This window comes from Gracilibacillus orientalis, assembly GCF_900114645.1.
Classification (GTDB): Bacteria; Bacillota; Bacilli; order Bacillales; family Amphibacillaceae; genus Gracilibacillus; species Gracilibacillus orientalis.
Genome location: NZ_FOTR01000006.1, coordinates 89914 through 107270, shown reverse-complemented (window position 1 = coordinate 107270; position 17357 = coordinate 89914). Strand labels below are relative to the sequence as shown.

The window sequence follows — 17357 nt, the reverse complement described above, 5'->3', positions numbered from 1 at the left end:
TGGGGGTTTTTTTGTGCAACCAATGTTAAAAAATCAACATAAGCCAGATTATTTTTTGATTTTTGTAATTATTGCTATTTTGTTGGTCGGAACAATCATGGTTTATAGTGCATCCTCGATTTGGGCCGAGTATAAGTTCAATGATTCTTTCTATTTCCTGAAACGACAAGTACTATTTGCTGGTGTTGGTGTTATTGCAATGATGATTGTATCCAACATCTCCTATTTTCAATGGATAAAGCATCGGAAATGGATTTTTATTAGTTGCCTTATCCTGTTAATTGCCGTTTTAATTCCAGGTATTGGAATGGTTAGGGGTGGTGCAAGAAGTTGGATAGGAGTAGGTGCGTTTAGCATTCAGCCGGCAGAATTTATTAAACTTGCCATGATTATGTTCTTAAGTGGATTTCTAGTCAATCAACAGGATAGGATTACGGAATTCAAAAAAGGTTTTCTTCCACCTCTGTTGCTTTCAGTAGTTGTTTTTCTTATTATCATGCTTCAGCCGGATTTAGGTACAGGTATGGTGTTTCTATTAACCTGTTTTTTATTAATTTTCGTAGCTGGTGCCAAAATCATTCACTTTGTATTTTTAGCTGGTTTTGGTGTCATTGGTTTTCTTTTGCTTATCATCTCTGCTCCATACAGAATCAACCGGATTACAGCTTTTCTTGACCCTTGGCAGGACCCATTAGGGACTGGTTTTCAAATTATTCAGTCCTTGTATGCGATTGGTCCTGGGGGACTATTAGGGGTTGGTTTTGGAAATAGTCTGCAAAAATATTTTTACCTACCGGAACCACATAATGATTTTATTTTTGCAATAATTGCAGAGGAGTTAGGCTTTATAGGTGCAGGTTTTGTCATTGTGCTATTCATTTTATTTATATGGCGAGGAATATTAACGGCGATTCACGCACCTGATCTGTTCGCTAGATTGCTAGCTGTGGGAATTGTCGGTATGATTGCTATCCAGGTAATGATTAATATCAGTGTTGTGATCGGTTTAATTCCAGTCACAGGAATTACCTTGCCATTCTTGAGTTATGGTGGTTCTTCTTTGACATTGACCCTTTGTTCTGTCGGAATATTAATTAACATTAGTAAATATCGACAATAAACTTGGGAGTTTTGGATGATTCCTAGATAGTAATGACTATGATATAATCGAAACAAGACATGAATACAAAATTTAGTGAATAAAAGGAAGTATAGATATGGTACAAAAAAGAGTCGTTTCAATAGAAGATCGTATACCAAAATTGAAACAAGAGCGTCGAAAAAAAGCAAACAGAAAACTGATTTTTTATGTGCTCATCTTTTTTGTATTAATTTTTACGGTGATCTATCTTCAATCACCTATGAGTTATGTGAAAAATATATCAGTAAATGGTTTGCAATGGCTGACAAAAGAAGAAATAATTAACCAAAGTGAAATAGAAGAAAATGCAAATTTTTGGGGAGTACAAACAAAAGAGTTAGAAGAAAATATCATTTCACATCCACAAGTGAAAGAGGCTGATGTTTCGAAATCTTTTCCGAATACGATCATTATGGAAATAACGGAATTAAGCCATGTGGCCTATGTTGAAGTGGATGGAAAAATACAACCACTTTTGGAAAATGGCAAATTGTTAGATAAGGTTAATTCTTCCGATATACATGGGGATGTTCCCATTTTAAAAGGATTTAGTGATAATAACTATTTACAAGAATTATCGGAAGAATTAGCCAATCTTTCTCCATATGTTTTTGCATTAATCTCTGAAGTGAAATGGATTCCGTCAGACTCCAATCCTTACAAGGTGAATTTATATATGACAGATGGCCAGGAGGTCGAGTCTTCGATTCGGAATTTATCTTCTAATCTTGATAGTTATCCTTCTATTGTAAGTCAGTTGGATAAGAACAAAGAAGGTATTATTAAAATTGACGAAAGCGGAGCGGTATTTACTCCTTATAGTGTAGATAAGGAAGTGGAGGAGGAAAATGAAGAGTAGACAATTAGTATTTGCATTGGTCTTTTTGGTATTGGGCTTCTTGTTAACTTTTAGTTATCAGCAAACAAAATCAACTGCAGAAATTGTACAAGTCAATAATGAGGAATGGGAAAGAGATTTCTATTACCGTAAACAATTAATCGATATGGAAGAAAAAAATAAACAATTAAGATCAGAATTAAGTCAAATTCGACAGGAAGTACAGTCCACTGAACAGGATATAGGTGAAGAAGCTGATGTATTAAAAGATTTAGTAGTTACTAAATCTAATTTACAAAAATTAACGGGTGAATTGTCTATTAGTGGTGATGGTATTATGGTGACATTAAAAGATGCAAGTTTTATTCCTGCCGAGGATCATGCGAATCAATATATTGTTCATGACCGGCACATTCATCAAACAGTAAACGAATTATTTAGTGCAGGCGCTAAAGCTATAGCAATTAATGGACAGCGAATATACCGTAATAGTTACATATCTTGTATTGGACCTGTTATTTCGATTGATGGGACTTCATATCCTGCACCATTTGTGATATCAGCAATTGGTGATCAAGAAGTTTTGGATGTCAGTTTAAACCTTAAAAATGGGGTCATTGACCAACTTGTCCAGGATAATATTGAAGTAACGATTGAGAAGAACTCTAATGTTGAAATGTACGCGAAGGATATGTGACAGTATGAAAACTATTTTTACAAAACAGCACTTTACGATAGGGTTAGTTTGTTTATTGATTGGCTTTATGATAGCTATTTTATTTAACACCAATTACCAAACTACAGAACGAGATACGAGAGACACTTGGGAAATTAGAACAGCACTGTTAGAAGAACAAAAAGTTCAGCAAAATTTGTACACAGAGATCGCGGAAGCGGAAAACACACTTCGTGAGTATCGAGAGCAAACTGAACACCAGCAAATTGAGTCATTACAAAATTCCATCCAACAATTACGAGAACAAGCAGGATTAACAGAAAAACAAGGACAAGGACTTATTATTAAGTTGGAACCAATGTTTTTAGATGATGATTATCAAGAATATCCTGAAATAAATGCTGAATTACTTCAATTATTTATCAATGAGTTGAGTGCAGCTGGTGCAACGGAAATGGCCATTGAAAACCAGCGTATCACTAATATAACTCCAATTAGAGATGTGAATGGAAACATCTATGTAAACAATACTTCCATTGGAGATCTACCAACAGAAATATATGTTCTAACAAATAATTCGGAAGAAATAGTAAACCATATAGAGGTTAGTGAAATAGGTGATTACTTCGCGTTAGAAAATGTTACAATGAGTATATCAAAACAAAGTGATATCGTACTCCCAGAGTATGATGATCTTATTGACTTACAGGATGTAGATATTGTTGATGTCCCAGAAGAAGGTGAAAGCTAATGTGGTTGCCGGCATTGTTTTTAATAATTGGTTTATTATTAGGTTTTATGACAAATATGAGTATTCCAGCTGAAGATACCAATTATTTATCTATTGCAGTGTTAGCTGCTTTAGATACCTTATTTGGTGGTGTTAGGGCACAATTGGAGTCGAAATTTGACCAAAAAGTATTCGTTTCTGGTTTTTTCTTCAATGTTTTATTAGCTGGCTTTTTAGCATTTATAGGTGTACAGCTAGGAATAGACTTATATTTAGCAGCAATCTTTGCATTTGGAGTTAGGTTATTCCAAAATCTATCTATTATAAGAAGACTAATATTTAGGAAATATTACATGCGTAAACAGGCAAAAAAAGATGATAAATCATAATATTTAATATTTTTGCGATAAATTTACATATATTCATGTAAAAATATTGTTTTTTTTATTATAATAGTGTTTAATACAGTTTAATATACTTATATGAAATGAATCGTAGTTTAATGCATTGAAATAGGAGTGAAATAGGAGGTGCCTTATGGATAACGGTGAAATTCTAGTCAGCTTGGATATAGGTACATCAAAAATAAAGGTTATCATTGGAGAAATCATCGGTGATTCTTTAAATGTGATTGGGGTTGGTACAGCAAAGTCTCTAGGTATGAAAAAAGGAGCTATTGTGGATATAGATGAGACTGTGCATTCAATCCGTACTGCAGTTGAACAAGCTGAACGCATGGTAGATATACATATTGATCAGGTTATAGTTGGAATTAATGGTAATCATGTGCAATTACAATCTTGTCATGGAGTGGTTGCAGTATCAAGTGATGATAAAGAAATATCAGAAGAAGATATACATAGAGTAATGGATGCGGCACAGGTTATGTCGATTCCACCTGAAAGAGAAATTGTTGATGTGATACCAAAGCAATTTATCGTTGACGGATTAGATGAAATTCGAGACCCAAGAGGGATGATTGGGGTCCGATTAGAGATGGAAGGTACCATTATTACTTGTTCAAAGACGATGCTACATAATATCTTGAAATGTGTAGAAAAAGCAGGGCTAAGTATTATGGATATTTGCTTGCAACCATTAGCAACAGGTGAAGTTGCCTTATCTCAAGATGAGAAAAGTTTAGGTGTTGCATTACTAGATATTGGTGGAGGCAGTACAACGGTTTCTGTTTTTGAAGATGATGGCTTGGTAGGTACCAGTGTTGTACCACTAGGTGGATATAATATTTCGAAGGATTTGTCTATTGGACTACGTACAACATCAGATGAAGCAGAAGATATTAAACTCGACCATGGACATGCCTTCTATAGTGATGCCAACGAAGAGGAAACATTTGAAGTAAATATCATTGGCAGTAATCAGAGACAAATGTATACTCAATTGGATTTAACTGAAATAATCGAAGCTAGATTAGAAGAAATTTTAGTATATAGTGCACGAGAGATTCAGAAAATGGGGTATGATGAAATTCCAGGTGGTCTGGTGCTTACAGGTGGTACGATGAGTATGCCAGGGACAGCTGATTTAGCACAAGATATTTATCAAAGTAATGTTAGAATCGCCATTCCTGATTATATAGGTGTTCGTGAACCTCAATTTACAGCAGGAATTGGTATCTTGAAATTTGCGTATAAGAATGCGAAAATACAAGGGAAAGAGTTTTCAGAAGCAGTAACAGTTCAACGAGAACAAGCACATCATACAGAAATTGAAAAACCAAAACCTAAACGAACAAAAAAATCAACAAATAAACAAAATGTAAAAGAAAAGAAAGAACCTAAATTAGCAAACTTCTTCAAATATTTCTTTGATTAAGAAAATGGGAATAAATGAAGACATGAAAAGACAGACTATTAATCTAGCAAAATGGGAGGAAATGGTATGTTAGACTTTGATACGAATATGGATCAACTAGCTACGATAAAAGTAATCGGTGTAGGCGGCGGTGGAAGCAACGCTGTTAACCGAATGATAGAGCATGGTGTTCAAGGGGTAGAATTTATTGCCGTGAATACGGATGCACAAGCATTAAATCTTTCGAAAGCAGAAGTTAAAATGCAAATTGGTACAAAATTAACTCGAGGTTTGGGCGCAGGAGCAAATCCTGAGGTAGGAAGAAAAGCTGCAGAAGAAAGTAAGGAACAAATTGAAGAAATCCTTAAAGGATCTGATATGGTCTTTGTTACTGCTGGTATGGGTGGTGGTACCGGAACAGGTGCTGCACCGGTAATTGCCCAAGTAGCCAAAGAGATAGGGGCATTAACAGTAGGAGTAGTTACTCGCCCGTTTACTTTTGAAGGCAAAAAAAGAGCAACACAAGCAGTTTCAGGTATCGATGGACTGAAAAGCAGTGTTGATACACTTATTGTTATTCCTAATGATCGTTTACTAGAAATAATTGATAAAAATACACCTATGCTAGAAGCATTCCGTGAAGCAGATAATGTGTTACGACAAGGTGTACAAGGTATTTCTGATTTAATTGCAACACCTGGATTAATTAACGTCGACTTTGCCGATGTGAAAACTATTATGGCTGATAAAGGTTCAGCACTAATGGGTATTGGTGTTGCTACAGGAGAAAGCCGAGCTGCTGAGGCGGCTAAGAAGGCTATTTCTTCTCCATTACTGGAAACTTCTATTGATGGTGCACACGGTGTGCTTATGAACATTACAGGTGGAACCAATTTGAGCTTATATGAAGTGCAAGAAGCAGCAGACATTGTAACATCCGCAGCGGATCAAGAAGTAAATGTTATTTTCGGTTCCGTAATCAATGAAGACTTGAAGGATGAAATTGTCGTAACTGTCATTGCAACTGGCTTTGATGAAGCACAAATCAAAAATGGACAAAATAAACCAAAATCTGTTTTACAAGGAAGCTCTCCTAAGAGAGAAAAGCAGCAACAGCAGCCACAGCCAGAAAAAAACCAAGAACCAAGTCCAACTTCTTCCGTTTCAAGACCAAAACAAGAAGAAGATACATTAGATATACCTACATTTTTGAGAAACCGAAATAGAAGAAGATAGAACAAATACATGTTAATATTAGAGTTCCAAATCAAACCCGTTTCAATATCGATTGAAACGGGTTTTTTTGCATGGAAAAAAGATTAAAAATCAGGCACAAAAAACATAAACTATGGAGTAAACATATTGTGAATGTGTCTCACGAAGCGCGCTAGTCCGAAACTATCGGAAAGTGCAGGGTTACATTACATCTATGTAGATAGAACAGTTTTTTATTCAACATTTTTATGGGTTTTTTCTGAAAACTAGAGGATTTTTGCATACAAACTGTGACAGACTTCTTTCATTCTTTTCTTTATACTAAGTAGACAAGTAAAGCTTATTTAATATTAGCTGGAAAGGAAGGACATGGTGGTTGTTTATGTAGAAGTCATATGGCTACTTAATTTCATGATTGACTGGATGATTCTATTACTGACACAATCGGTAACTAAACATATAACGAAGTGGTACCGCTTAGTAATAGCCAGTCTATTTGGATCTCTAATTGTACCGATATCTTTCATTGCTCCAACATTTCCGATTGATTCATGGATATTAAAAATTGCACATTCTTTTATCATTATTTGGATTGCCTTTGGCTTTCAAAATGTTGCTATCTATTTCAAGTTGCTTTGTTCATTTTATTTTATGACATTTTCGATAGGTGGTGGCTTATTTGCCATTCACTTTTTATTTTCAACAGAAGCTTATTTATCTAGACAAGGTTTTGCTACAGATCAAATACATGGCTTATTTGTTTTAATAGGATTTCCTATTATATTGTTCTTTACAAAATACCGAATGGACAAGCACAAAATGCAACAGTTCCAACATGAGTTTTACTATAGCGTCACGATTGAGTGGAAAGGTAAACAAGTAGAAACAACAGGATATTTAGATAGTGGAAACCATTTAGTCGATCCGTTTACCCAGACCCCAGTCATTATTGTTGATGAAACTATTCTTAAGCATTGGTTTGACGAAGAAGATATGATGCAGTTGCAAGCATCCGCTCAAAATTTGATGAAAGGTGAAATGAATGACTTTACCTCTACCACTTTTCGAATATTACCTTTTCAAGGAGTGAGTGGACAACATGATTTTATGATTGCCTTTAAACCAGATTTACTTGAAATACATATGAAAAATGTACAACTTACAAACAAGAAGGTTTTAATAGGTATTCAATTTGGGAATTTAGTGGCTGATAACAGTTACCATTGTTTATTACACCCTAAATTATTTCAGCAGACAGGGTGACATTATATAAGATAAGGAGTGGAAGGAATGCTAGTCGTACAACAAAAATATAAAATGATTTTTTACAAAATTCTGAAGAAAATGGGCTTTAAAGTAGATGAAATTTACTACATTGGGGGAAGCGAGGCATTACCACCACCATTATCTAAAGAAGAGGAATATGAATTAATTCATCGCTTGCCAGTAGGTGATAAAGCTGCTAGGGCAATGTTAATCGAAAGAAACTTACGTCTTGTTGTTTATATTGCCCGAAAATTCGAAAATACAGGAATTAATATTGAGGATTTAATCAGCATCGGTACGATTGGTTTAATTAAAGCTATCAATACCTTTAATCCAGAAAAGAAAATTAAACTAGCTACCTATGCATCAAGATGTATCGAAAATGAGATATTAATGTATCTTCGAAAAAATAACAAAATAAAAACCGAAGTTTCTTTTGATGAACCATTAAATGTGGATTGGGATGGCAATGAACTTTTACTCTCAGATGTGTTAGGAACAGATGAAGATGTGACATTTAAAGATCTAGAACAGAATGTTGATAAATCATTATTACGAAAAGCTTTAGAGCAATTAAATGGCAGGGAGAAACAAATAATGGAATTAAGATTTGGTTTGGTTGATAAAGAAGAAGAAATGACCCAAAAAGATGTTGCAGATTTACTGGGTATCTCGCAATCCTACATTTCACGACTTGAAAAAAAAATCATTAAAAGACTACAAAAAGAGTTTAATAAAATGGTCTGAAATAACGAATGGTAAATCATGGATGATGCATAAAAACCTCCCGATTGGTGATACTGATTTTTGAGAAGGATCTCCAATTGGGAGGGTATTAAATGACAAGGCATAAAGTAGAAATTTGTGGGGTAGATACAGCAACCTTACCAGTATTAAAGAATGATGAAATGCGAATTTTATTTCGGGCTATGCAGAACGGGGATCAATCTGCACGGGAAAAATTAGTTAATGGTAATTTAAGATTAGTTTTAAGTGTTATTCAACGATTTCATAATCGAGGAGAGTACGGCGATGATTTATTTCAAGTCGGTTGTATCGGTTTATTAAAATCAATTGATAATTTTGACTTAAGTCAGAATGTAAAATTCTCCACGTATGCTGTCCCAATGATTATCGGTGAAATCAGACGTTATTTGCGTGATAATAATCCGATAAGAGTATCTAGATCATTACGAGATATTGCCTATAAAGCGCTGCATGCAAGAGAGAAATTATTAAACAAAACGTCAAAGGATCCTTCTCCTATGGAAATTTCAGAAGAATTAGATGTACCGGTTACAGATGTAATTTTTGCTCTTGATGCGATTCAAGACCCTGTTTCTTTATTTGAACCCATTTTTAATGATGGTGGAGACCCCATTTATGTAATGGATCAAGTAAGTGATGATAATGTGAAAGATAATGACTGGCTTAATCATTTATCGATAAAAGAAGGAATGCATCGGTTAAACAAGCGTGAAAAAATGATACTTAATAAACGCTTTTTCCAAGGTAAAACACAAATGGAAGTTGCTGAAGAAATTGGTATTTCACAAGCGCAAGTGTCACGATTAGAAAAAGCAGCAATTAAAGAAATGAATAAAGAAATGTTTGAGTAACAAAAACGGAGCAACCCTTCGGTTTTGCTCCGATTACCTGATGTTAGTAAAAGATATAATCTGCGCACTGGTGAACATAATATGCTTACTTTCCTTCTGATTATTGTCTCTGAGTGCTTGGATTCGTTAGGGCAAAATAACTGCGCTGTAAGCATGCTTCTTCAGTGTGTCCTAACCGTGGGCTCCACTTCAGCTTCCTCGCTCGTAAAACCGCTCACTGTGGAATCTTATGCAGTGGTTTCACAGGAGTCTACATAGGTGAGAATACTAGTAGTCATGATATTTAAAAGCAAACCATGAAATTTCTCTGTTTCATGGTTTGCTTTACAGTGAACAACCCTAAGGTGATTTAGTTTCCGTATTTGATATGATTAAAAGAAGCGATGGTAAATCATCGCTTCTTTGCTCTTTTATCTGCTTTTTTACTTCTTTCTTTCGCTTCTACATCATCTGTATCAGCTAGCTCATTGGAAAATTCTACATCAATTCCATCCGTTTTTTCCATTTTAGGCGTTTGTGCTAATGGATTTCTCGAAGTATTTTTCTTGTGTTCATCTTTACCCATATTTTTCACCTCTTAACATATCGAATTGTCTTTAGTGTGTGCTAATAACAATAGAACATGAGCGATTTTTATTGTCATAAACACCATATTTTTTAAGTCGATACATATATTGATATAAAGGAGGAAGAGAAAATGATAACATTATCAGCCTTACAAATGAAAGATATTGTGTACATTGAAGATGGAACAAAAATAGGCAATTTAACGGATATAGAGATAAATGTAGATATTGGTAATATTACCAATATAGTGGTAGCAACAAAAACAAAAACATTAGGAGTTTTTGGGGAATCTCGGGAAATTATTATTCCATGGGAACATGTCATGAAAATAGGTCACGATGTTATTTTGGTGAAAAAGAATGGGGATTTTCCAACCCTTCAAATTCAACAGAAAGAGGATTCCTCTTCTTCTTATCAACAATAAACGACATAGAACTGTATTGCTGAGCTAAAATATGATAAAATGATGTAAAATGGGAGGGGTATGATGACGGAACCCTTTGTGCAACTTGAAGATGAAGGTATACTATGGATTAAAGAATGGATGAGTAATAACTCCGATATTATAGCCGGTTTCACAACACGTGAGGGTGGTGTAAGTCTATCACCGTATCAGAGTAATAATCTGGGTTTTCATGTGGAAGATAATGCAAGTGATGTATTACAAAATCGAAAACATGTAGCCGATGCTATTTCATTTCCGTTAGACAAGTGGATTATGGCCGAACAAATACATGGTAATCATGTCCAGATAAGTAAATCAAACGATAGTGGCAGTGGAGCATTTTCCAGAGATGATGCAATACCAGAAACAGATGGTTTAGTCACAACGGAAAAAAATGTGTTGTGTGCGGCATTGTTTGCAGATTGTGTTCCTTTATTTTTTGCAGACAGAAAGAACGGTATAGTGGCCATTTCACATGCAGGTTGGAAAGGGACAGTTTCTAATATTGCTAAAGAAACAGTAGATCGCTTTAAACAATTGTCGTCAGATACAAAGGACATAGAAGTTGTAATTGGACCAAGTATTTGTAGATCATGCTATCAGGTAAATGACCATGTCATCCGGCATATTGATGCAAAATATGTTGATTCTTATCAAGGATTTAATGGCCAATATCACTTAGATTTAAAACATTTAAACTTTCAATTATTATTGGATGCGGGTGTTTCACCTGATCATATACATATTTCAAAGTATTGTACAGCCCATCATTCAACATTTTTCTCTCACCGAAGAGACAAGCATCCCACCGGGAGAATGATTGGTTTTATCGCATTAGTTTAACTGTGATGAAAGGAGTTTAAACATGACAGTAGCAGAAAATCTCACGCAAATACAGAAAAATATCAAACAAGCATGTGACAAAGCGGGGCGGAATCCTGAAGATATCACCATTATAGGGGTAACAAAATATGTTACAATAGAAAGAGCTTTAGAAGCGGTTCAATCCGGTATTCGTCATGTAGGTGAAAATCGCCTGGAAGGACTTTTGGAAAAGCATCAGAATATTGGAGAACAAGCAATATGGCATTTTATTGGTACGTTACAATCCCGGAAAGTAAAAGACGTTATTCATATGATCGATTACATTCATTCATTAGACCGAAAATCCTTAGCAAAGGAAATTAATAAACGAACAGACAAGCCTGTTGATTGTTTTGTTCAGGTGAATGTTAGTGGAGAAGAATCGAAACATGGATTACAACCAGAAAATATAGAAACGTTCATAGATATGTTACGAAACTATCCAAATATTAGAGTAGTTGGATTAATGACAATGGCACCACATCTTGATGATGAAAATGTATTGCGTGATATCTTTCGATCCTTACATAAGCTAAAGAGTAATATTCAAGATAAGCGATGGACACATGCACCATGTCAGTATTTATCAATGGGTATGAGCAATGATTATCAGACTGCAATTGAAGAAGGTGCTACTCATATACGTATTGGTTCCAGTCTGGTGGGCCCGTATGAAGAACAGGGGTGATGAATGATGAGTATGAAGGGGAAATTCCGTAATTTGTTCGGAATTGAGGATGAAGAGTATGAAATTGTCGAAGAGGAAGTAGAACAAGAAAATAAACCACAGAGACGAAGTGAAAGAAAAGATGAGAAAGCCAACGTTGTTAGTTTGAAGTCAGTTCAAAAAAGTGCAAAAATGGTGCTGTTTGAACCTAGATCATTCAATGAAGTGCAAGATATTGCTGATCATGTCGTAAATCGACGATCAGTTGTCATCAACTTACAACGAGTAGATACACAACAAGCAAGGCAAATTATTGATTTTATGAGTGGAACAGTTTACGCTGTTTCTGGCCAAATAAAAAAGCTTGGTTCACAGACTTTTTTATGTACACCAGAAAACATTGAAATTTCAGGAGATATTACGGAAATAATGGAAGAAGCAGATCCAGAACAAAGGTGGTAAACAGTTAAATGGGATTTTTATATGAGATTTTACATTATGCTATGTTGCTTTACACATATGCGATCATTATTTTTATTTTGATGTCTTGGTTTCCAGGTGCCAGAGAGTCATCTTTCGGTCAAATGCTCGGTTCTATCGTGGAGCCTTATCTAGAGCCGTTCCGAAAAATTATTCCTCCAATCGGTGGTATGATTGATATTTCACCTATTGTGGCGATTTTTGTTTTACAATTTGCTATGCGTGGATTAGATTTCTTATTTATTAGACTCCTTTCTACCGTTTTCGGTATATAGGTGATCTTATGGATTTATATCAGCACTTTAGGAAAGAGGAATACCCTTTTATTGATCAAGTATTGTCATGGCGCGATGAAGTAACGACTCGGTATGAGCGAAAAGTAATTGATTTTCTCCATCCAAGGGAACAAAAGATATTCGAGATGATTATTGGAAATGATGAAGAATTGCAATTAGCATTCTTTGGTGGATGGGAATCGGCAGAAAGAAAGCGTGCGGTACTAGCACCTTTTTATGAAGAAATAAATGAATCGAGTTTTGAAGTTGAGTTATTACAAGCAAAATTTCCACAAAAATTTGTTTCGATTGAACATCCTGATGTGCTGGGAGCTTTTTTATCTGCTGGTATCAAACGCAAAAAAATAGGTGATATTGTTATTCACAACGATACCATTCAAATACTCGTAGCAAAAGATATAACAACTTATCTAATCACTAATGTGACATCAGTCAAAAAGGCAGGAGTAATTTTTGACAGAGTTTCCATGTCAGAAAGAATGCCGTCTCAAGATACTTGGCAGTCAAGAATGGCGACATGTGCTTCTTTACGCCTAGATGTAATAATCAAGGAAATGTATCAAATGTCCAGGCAACAAGCATTAAACGTTATAAAAAAAGGCCTGGTTAAAGTCAATTTTCAAGCAATTGATCAACCTTCTTTTATACTAGAAGAAGATGATCTTATATCGATTAGAGGAAAAGGCAGGTCTCGAATCACTGAATTACACGGTCTTACCAAAAAAGATAGAATAAGAATCACTTTTGAAAAATTATTATAACTTTTTGTAGAATTTTTTGGTGATTTGTCAATAAAGTATGATAAGATATTGTATAAAGAATGACATCTAATAGGAGGTGGCCGATGTGCCTTTAACACCGCTCGATATTCATAACAAAGAATTTGCTAGAGGTTTTCGGGGTTATGATGAAGATGATGTAAATGAATTTCTTGATCAAGTGATTAAAGATTATGAAACGGTTACGCGTGAGAAAAAAGATTTAAAAGAAAAAGTGGATCAATTAAATGAGAAGCTTAGTCACTTCTCCAATATCGAATCTACTTTGAACAAGTCGATTCTGGTTGCACAAGAGACGGCAGAAGAAGTAAAAGAAAATGCCAAAAAAGAATCTAAATTAATCATAAAAGAAGCAGAAAAAAATGCGGATCGTATAATTAATGAAGCACTCCATAAATCAAGAACAATCTCATTAGAAGTAGAAGAATTAAAGAAACAAGCGAAAGTATTCCGTACCAGATTGAAAATGTTAGTAGAAGCACAACTTGATTTGGTGGAAAATAATGATTGGGATGGATTATTCGAAATGGACCTCGAAAATGAAGAAGAGGAACTTGAGAATGAAAAAGAAGAGTCCAATCAATATTAAATCTTGACGAAATTGAAAATATTACATATAATTCATAATACAAACTTTTCATATTTGAATTAAATACTATGATCGGGAGAGTATATTTGGGATTACTAACTAAGCGAATTAGGGATGGTGAAAGCCTAATTTAGTACCTTAATAGAAGATCACCCATGAGTAGTTACACTGAATATAGTAAGTGTAAACGAGTCATTCACGTTACGAATAGCTGAGTGGATAGTAGCATTTTTCTGCTATCTATAAGGGTGGTACCACGAGAACTCCTCGTCCCTTTTCGGGATGAGGAGTTCTTTTTAGTATTAGACACTTTAAAATAGTGTGCAAGATCATAAACTGCGGAATAAAGCTCATGTGGAGTTGCTTTCTTCTGTTCTTTCGATAGAGAGTATTTTTCCACAGCGACGAACTACACTCTACTCCAAAAGAATGGAAGAAAGCAAATTCGAAATATTATTAGTTCACAGTTTGATTCTTTTTCTTAGTCACAGAGGATGCACATTACCGTCAGTAATTACTTGTGTTAATAATAAAAGAATAATAGGAGGATTTAAATTGGAATATAAAAAAACATTAAATATGCCACAAACGAAATTCCCGATGCGTGGTAATTTACCTAACAAAGAACCAAAAATGCAAGAACAATGGGATGAAGAAAGAATGTATGAAAAAGTCCAGCAACGAACAGAAGGAAAACCGTTGTTCGTTTTACATGATGGACCTCCATATGCCAATGGAGACATCCATATGGGGCATGCACTAAACAAAGTATTAAAAGATTTTATTGTCAAATACAAGTCAATGGCAGGGTTCCATGCTCCTTATGTCCCGGGATGGGATACACACGGTCTTCCAATCGAGCAAGCACTTGCTAAAAAGAAAGTAAATCGCAAAAAAATGACCGTGGCAGAGTTCAGACAAAAATGCGCGGAATATGCATTAAAACAAATTGATAATCAACGAAACCAGTTTAAACAGTTAGGGGTCAGAGGAGACTGGGATAATCCATATATCACATTAAACAAGTCTTATGAAGCGGCACAAATTAAAGTGTTCGGGGAAATGGCCAAGAAAGGTTATATCTATAAAGGATTAAAACCGGTTTACTGGTCCCCATCATCTGAGTCTGCCTTAGCTGAAGCAGAAATTGAGTATCAGGATAAACGTTCAGCGTCTATCTTTGTAACGTTTGACGTTAAAGATGGTAAAGACTTATTAGCTGGCGATGAAAAATTCATAATCTGGACAACGACTCCATGGACAATTCCAGCGAACTTAGCCATTTCGGTACATCCAGATCTTGAATATGCGGTTGTTAAAGTAGCAGGAGAAAAATATATTGTTGCACATGATATGCTAAGTGATTTAAAAGAAACGTTCGAGTGGCAGGAAACAGAAGTAGTTAAAACATTTAAGGGTCAAGAGGCCGAAAAATTAGTAGCACAGCATCCTTTCTATGATCGTGAATCATTAGTTATTTTAGGAGAGCACGTAACTACGGAAAGTGGTACAGGACTTGTTCATACTGCACCAGGTCACGGGGAAGATGACTTTATTATTGGTAAGCAATATGGTTTAGAGGTGCTGTGTCCAGTTGATGAAAAAGGGTATTTTACAGATGAAGCACCAGGTTTTGAAGGTTTATTCTATGATGCAGCGAATAAACAAGTAACAGAAAAACTGGAAGAAAACAATGCGTTGTTAAAACTTAATTTTATTACACACTCCTATCCACATGACTGGCGTACGAAAAAACCAACGATTTTCCGTGCGACTAATCAGTGGTTTGCATCCATTAAGGATTTCCGTGAAGATATCTTAGCGGAAATTAATCGGATTAACTGGTTACCAAAATGGGGAGAAACACGACTGTTTAACATGGTACGTGATCGTGAAGATTGGTGTATCTCAAGACAACGTACATGGGGTGTACCAATTCCGGTATTTTACGGTGAGGATAAGACGCCTATCATTAATGATGAGACCATAAATCATGTTGCAAAACTATTTGAAGATCATGGTTCTAATATTTGGTTTGAGTGGGATACGAAAGAATTACTTCCGGAAGGATTCTCATCAGAACATAGTCCAAATGGAGAGTTTACCAAAGAAACAGACATCATGGACGTATGGTTCGATTCAGGAAGTTCTCATGAAGGGGTCTTGGAAGGAAGAGAAGATTTACAGAGACCAGCAGATGTTTATTTAGAAGGTTCTGACCAATATCGTGGCTGGTTTAACTCATCCATTTCAACTGCCGTTGCGGTTACAGGTAAATCTCCTTATGAAACGGTAATCAGTCATGGTTTCGCATTAGATGGCCAAGGGCGCAAAATGAGTAAATCTGTAGGAAACGTCGTTGTTCCATCTAAAATTATGAAACAATACGGTGCAGATATTTTGCGTTTATGGGTAGCTTCTGTTGATTATCAAGCTGACGTTCGTATTTCAGATGAAATTATCAAACAAACAGCAGAAGGATACCGTAAAATCCGTAATACCTTCCGTTTCTTATTGGGTAACTTAGCTGATTACACACTAGCAGATCGTGTAGCAGAAGAACAGTTGGAAGAAATCGATCGTTATATGTTATACCGTTTGCAACAAGTGATTGACAAGTCACGCAAAGCGTATGATGAATATGATTTCTCAACGGTATATCAAACCATTCACAATTTCTGTACGATTGACTTAAGCTCATTCTATTTAGATTTTGCCAAAGATATTCTATATATTGAGGCAGAGGATAATCATAGAAGACGTAGTATTCAAACAGTTTATCACGAGATTATCACTTCCTTAGTAAAATTGTTAACACCGATTTTAACTCATACAATGGAAGAAGTTTGGAGTTATATCCCTGGTATGGAAGCAGAAAGTCCACAACTAGCAGATATGCCAGAAGCAAAAGCAATCAAAGACCAGGAACAATTAGCTGCTAAATGGTCACAATTTATGGATGTCAGAGACGATATCTTAAAGGCATTAGAAGAAGCACGTGCAGAAAAAGTAATTGGTAAATCGTTGGAAGCCGTAGTTACAATCAAAGCAAACAATGAGAAGGTAGCTGCATTACTAGCAGAAGTACCATATCTACATCAATTACTAATTGTTTCTCATGTAGAACTTGTAGAGAAATTAGAAGCTGGCAAAACGTTTGAACATGTTACGCTGAAAATCAACAAACATGAAGGCGAATTGTGTCAACGTTGCTGGGTAATTTCAGATACCGTAGGTGAGGATAATGAACATCCAACATTATGTACACGTTGTGCAACGGTAGTAAAAGAAAATTATGCTGATCTAGCAGAATAATGAATTCTAAAGCAACTATCCTATAAAAGGGGTAGTTGCTTTTTCAATGTTATAT

General features: G+C 35.3%; 19 protein-coding genes and 1 other annotated feature. Of the genes, 18 read left to right on the top strand and 1 reads right to left on the bottom strand.

Features of this window, described 5'->3' with window-relative positions; translation table 11 throughout:
- Window positions 1–22 precede the first annotated feature (22 nt).
- The 10 genes from spoVE (at window position 23) to sigG (ending at window position 9300) form a co-directional block, all read left to right on the top strand.
- Entirely contained in the window at window positions 23–1120 is a 1098-nt protein-coding gene (gene spoVE, locus BM121_RS12285; protein ID WP_091484088.1) for a stage V sporulation protein E, read from the top strand.
- Window positions 1121–1217: 97 nt separating this feature from the next.
- Window positions 1218–2000, top strand: a complete 783-nt coding sequence (locus tag BM121_RS12280) for a cell division protein FtsQ/DivIB (protein WP_091483936.1) — start codon at window positions 1218–1220, stop codon at window positions 1998–2000.
- Entirely contained in the window at window positions 1990–2676 is a 687-nt protein-coding gene (locus BM121_RS12275) for a DUF881 domain-containing protein (RefSeq protein ID WP_091483935.1), read from the top strand. The genes BM121_RS12280 and BM121_RS12275 overlap by 11 nt, the downstream gene beginning before the upstream one ends.
- 4 nt (window positions 2677–2680) lie before the next feature.
- The gene (locus BM121_RS12270; protein WP_175495420.1) at window positions 2681–3406 is read left to right on the top strand and encodes a DUF881 domain-containing protein; all 726 of its coding nucleotides are present in this window, start codon (window positions 2681–2683) and stop codon (window positions 3404–3406) included.
- Window positions 3406–3774: a small basic family protein gene (locus BM121_RS12265; RefSeq protein WP_091483933.1), complete on the top strand. Its 369-nt coding sequence runs from the start codon at window positions 3406–3408 to the stop codon at window positions 3772–3774. Before BM121_RS12270 ends, BM121_RS12265 begins: the two co-directional genes overlap by 1 nt.
- A 148-nt stretch (window positions 3775–3922) precedes the next feature.
- Complete coding sequence (gene ftsA, locus BM121_RS12260) at window positions 3923–5221, top strand: cell division protein FtsA (protein ID WP_091483932.1); 1299 nt, start codon at window positions 3923–3925, stop codon at window positions 5219–5221.
- Window positions 5222–5287: 66 nt separating this feature from the next.
- Complete coding sequence (gene ftsZ, locus BM121_RS12255) at window positions 5288–6436, top strand: cell division protein FtsZ (protein WP_091483931.1); 1149 nt, start codon at window positions 5288–5290, stop codon at window positions 6434–6436.
- 351 nt (window positions 6437–6787) lie between these two features.
- A complete protein-coding gene (spoIIGA, locus tag BM121_RS12250) occupies window positions 6788–7678 on the top strand; it encodes a sigma-E processing peptidase SpoIIGA (RefSeq protein ID WP_091483930.1) in 891 nt (296 codons plus the stop codon).
- A gap of 27 nt (window positions 7679–7705) precedes the next feature.
- Window positions 7706–8428, top strand: coding sequence for an RNA polymerase sporulation sigma factor SigE (gene sigE, locus BM121_RS12245; RefSeq protein WP_091483929.1), 723 nt, complete (start codon window positions 7706–7708; stop codon window positions 8426–8428).
- Between the two features lie 92 nt (window positions 8429–8520).
- Complete coding sequence (gene sigG, locus BM121_RS12240; RefSeq protein ID WP_091483928.1) at window positions 8521–9300, top strand: RNA polymerase sporulation sigma factor SigG; 780 nt, start codon at window positions 8521–8523, stop codon at window positions 9298–9300.
- 391 nt (window positions 9301–9691) lie between these two features.
- Here the strand turns inward: sigG and BM121_RS12235 are convergent, their stop codons facing one another.
- Entirely contained in the window at window positions 9692–9865 is a 174-nt protein-coding gene (locus BM121_RS12235) for a YfhD family protein (RefSeq protein WP_091483927.1), read from the bottom strand.
- A 132-nt stretch (window positions 9866–9997) separates the two neighbouring features.
- Between BM121_RS12235 and BM121_RS12230 the strand changes: the two genes are divergently transcribed.
- The 8 genes from BM121_RS12230 (at window position 9998) to ileS (ending at window position 17302) form a co-directional block, all read left to right on the top strand.
- Entirely contained in the window at window positions 9998–10291 is a 294-nt protein-coding gene (locus BM121_RS12230) for a YlmC/YmxH family sporulation protein (protein ID WP_091483926.1), read from the top strand.
- Window positions 10292–10354: 63 nt separating this feature from the next.
- Window positions 10355–11155, top strand: a complete 801-nt coding sequence (pgeF, locus tag BM121_RS12225) for a peptidoglycan editing factor PgeF (protein ID WP_175495419.1) — start codon at window positions 10355–10357, stop codon at window positions 11153–11155.
- A 22-nt stretch (window positions 11156–11177) separates the two neighbouring features.
- Window positions 11178–11864: a YggS family pyridoxal phosphate-dependent enzyme gene (locus tag BM121_RS12220; protein ID WP_091483924.1), complete on the top strand. Its 687-nt coding sequence runs from the start codon at window positions 11178–11180 to the stop codon at window positions 11862–11864.
- Between the two features lie 6 nt (window positions 11865–11870).
- On the top strand, window positions 11871–12305 hold the full coding sequence (locus BM121_RS12215) for a cell division protein SepF (protein ID WP_091483923.1): 435 nt from the start codon (window positions 11871–11873) through the stop codon (window positions 12303–12305).
- Between the two features lie 8 nt (window positions 12306–12313).
- Window positions 12314–12598: a YggT family protein gene (locus BM121_RS12210; RefSeq protein ID WP_091483922.1), complete on the top strand. Its 285-nt coding sequence runs from the start codon at window positions 12314–12316 to the stop codon at window positions 12596–12598.
- Between the two features lie 8 nt (window positions 12599–12606).
- On the top strand, window positions 12607–13380 hold the full coding sequence (locus BM121_RS12205; protein WP_091483921.1) for a YlmH family RNA-binding protein: 774 nt from the start codon (window positions 12607–12609) through the stop codon (window positions 13378–13380).
- Window positions 13381–13465: 85 nt separating this feature from the next.
- Window positions 13466–13987, top strand: a complete 522-nt coding sequence (locus tag BM121_RS12200) for a DivIVA domain-containing protein (protein ID WP_091483920.1) — start codon at window positions 13466–13468, stop codon at window positions 13985–13987.
- Window positions 13988–14046: 59 nt separating this feature from the next.
- Window positions 14047–14265: a binding site (T-box leader), on the top strand.
- A gap of 277 nt (window positions 14266–14542) precedes the next feature.
- Entirely contained in the window at window positions 14543–17302 is a 2760-nt protein-coding gene (gene ileS, locus BM121_RS12195; protein ID WP_091483919.1) for an isoleucine--tRNA ligase, read from the top strand.
- Window positions 17303–17357 lie beyond the last annotated feature (55 nt).

Bases quoted from the DNA above. Each gene is read 5' to 3' on its own strand.
- spoVE (WP_091484088.1), top strand. From the start codon at position 23: ATGTTAAAAAATCAACATAAGCCAGATTATTTTTTGATTTTTGTAATT.
- BM121_RS12280 (WP_091483936.1), top strand. From the start codon at position 1,218: ATGGTACAAAAAAGAGTCGTTTCAATAGAAGATCGTATACCAAAATTG.
- BM121_RS12275 (WP_091483935.1), top strand. From the start codon at position 1,990: ATGAAGAGTAGACAATTAGTATTTGCATTGGTCTTTTTGGTATTGGGC.
- BM121_RS12270 (WP_175495420.1), top strand. From the start codon at position 2,681: ATGAAAACTATTTTTACAAAACAGCACTTTACGATAGGGTTAGTTTGT.
- BM121_RS12265 (WP_091483933.1), top strand. From the start codon at position 3,406: ATGTGGTTGCCGGCATTGTTTTTAATAATTGGTTTATTATTAGGTTTT.
- ftsA (WP_091483932.1), top strand. From the start codon at position 3,923: ATGGATAACGGTGAAATTCTAGTCAGCTTGGATATAGGTACATCAAAA.
- ftsZ (WP_091483931.1), top strand. From the start codon at position 5,288: ATGTTAGACTTTGATACGAATATGGATCAACTAGCTACGATAAAAGTA.
- sigE (WP_091483929.1), top strand. From the start codon at position 7,706: ATGCTAGTCGTACAACAAAAATATAAAATGATTTTTTACAAAATTCTG.
- sigG (WP_091483928.1), top strand. From the start codon at position 8,521: ATGACAAGGCATAAAGTAGAAATTTGTGGGGTAGATACAGCAACCTTA.
- BM121_RS12235 (WP_091483927.1), bottom strand. From the start codon at position 9,865: ATGGGTAAAGATGAACACAAGAAAAATACTTCGAGAAATCCATTAGCA.
- BM121_RS12230 (WP_091483926.1), top strand. From the start codon at position 9,998: ATGATAACATTATCAGCCTTACAAATGAAAGATATTGTGTACATTGAA.
- pgeF (WP_175495419.1), top strand. From the start codon at position 10,355: ATGACGGAACCCTTTGTGCAACTTGAAGATGAAGGTATACTATGGATT.
- BM121_RS12220 (WP_091483924.1), top strand. From the start codon at position 11,178: ATGACAGTAGCAGAAAATCTCACGCAAATACAGAAAAATATCAAACAA.
- BM121_RS12215 (WP_091483923.1), top strand. From the start codon at position 11,871: ATGAGTATGAAGGGGAAATTCCGTAATTTGTTCGGAATTGAGGATGAA.
- BM121_RS12210 (WP_091483922.1), top strand. From the start codon at position 12,314: ATGGGATTTTTATATGAGATTTTACATTATGCTATGTTGCTTTACACA.
- BM121_RS12205 (WP_091483921.1), top strand. From the start codon at position 12,607: ATGGATTTATATCAGCACTTTAGGAAAGAGGAATACCCTTTTATTGAT.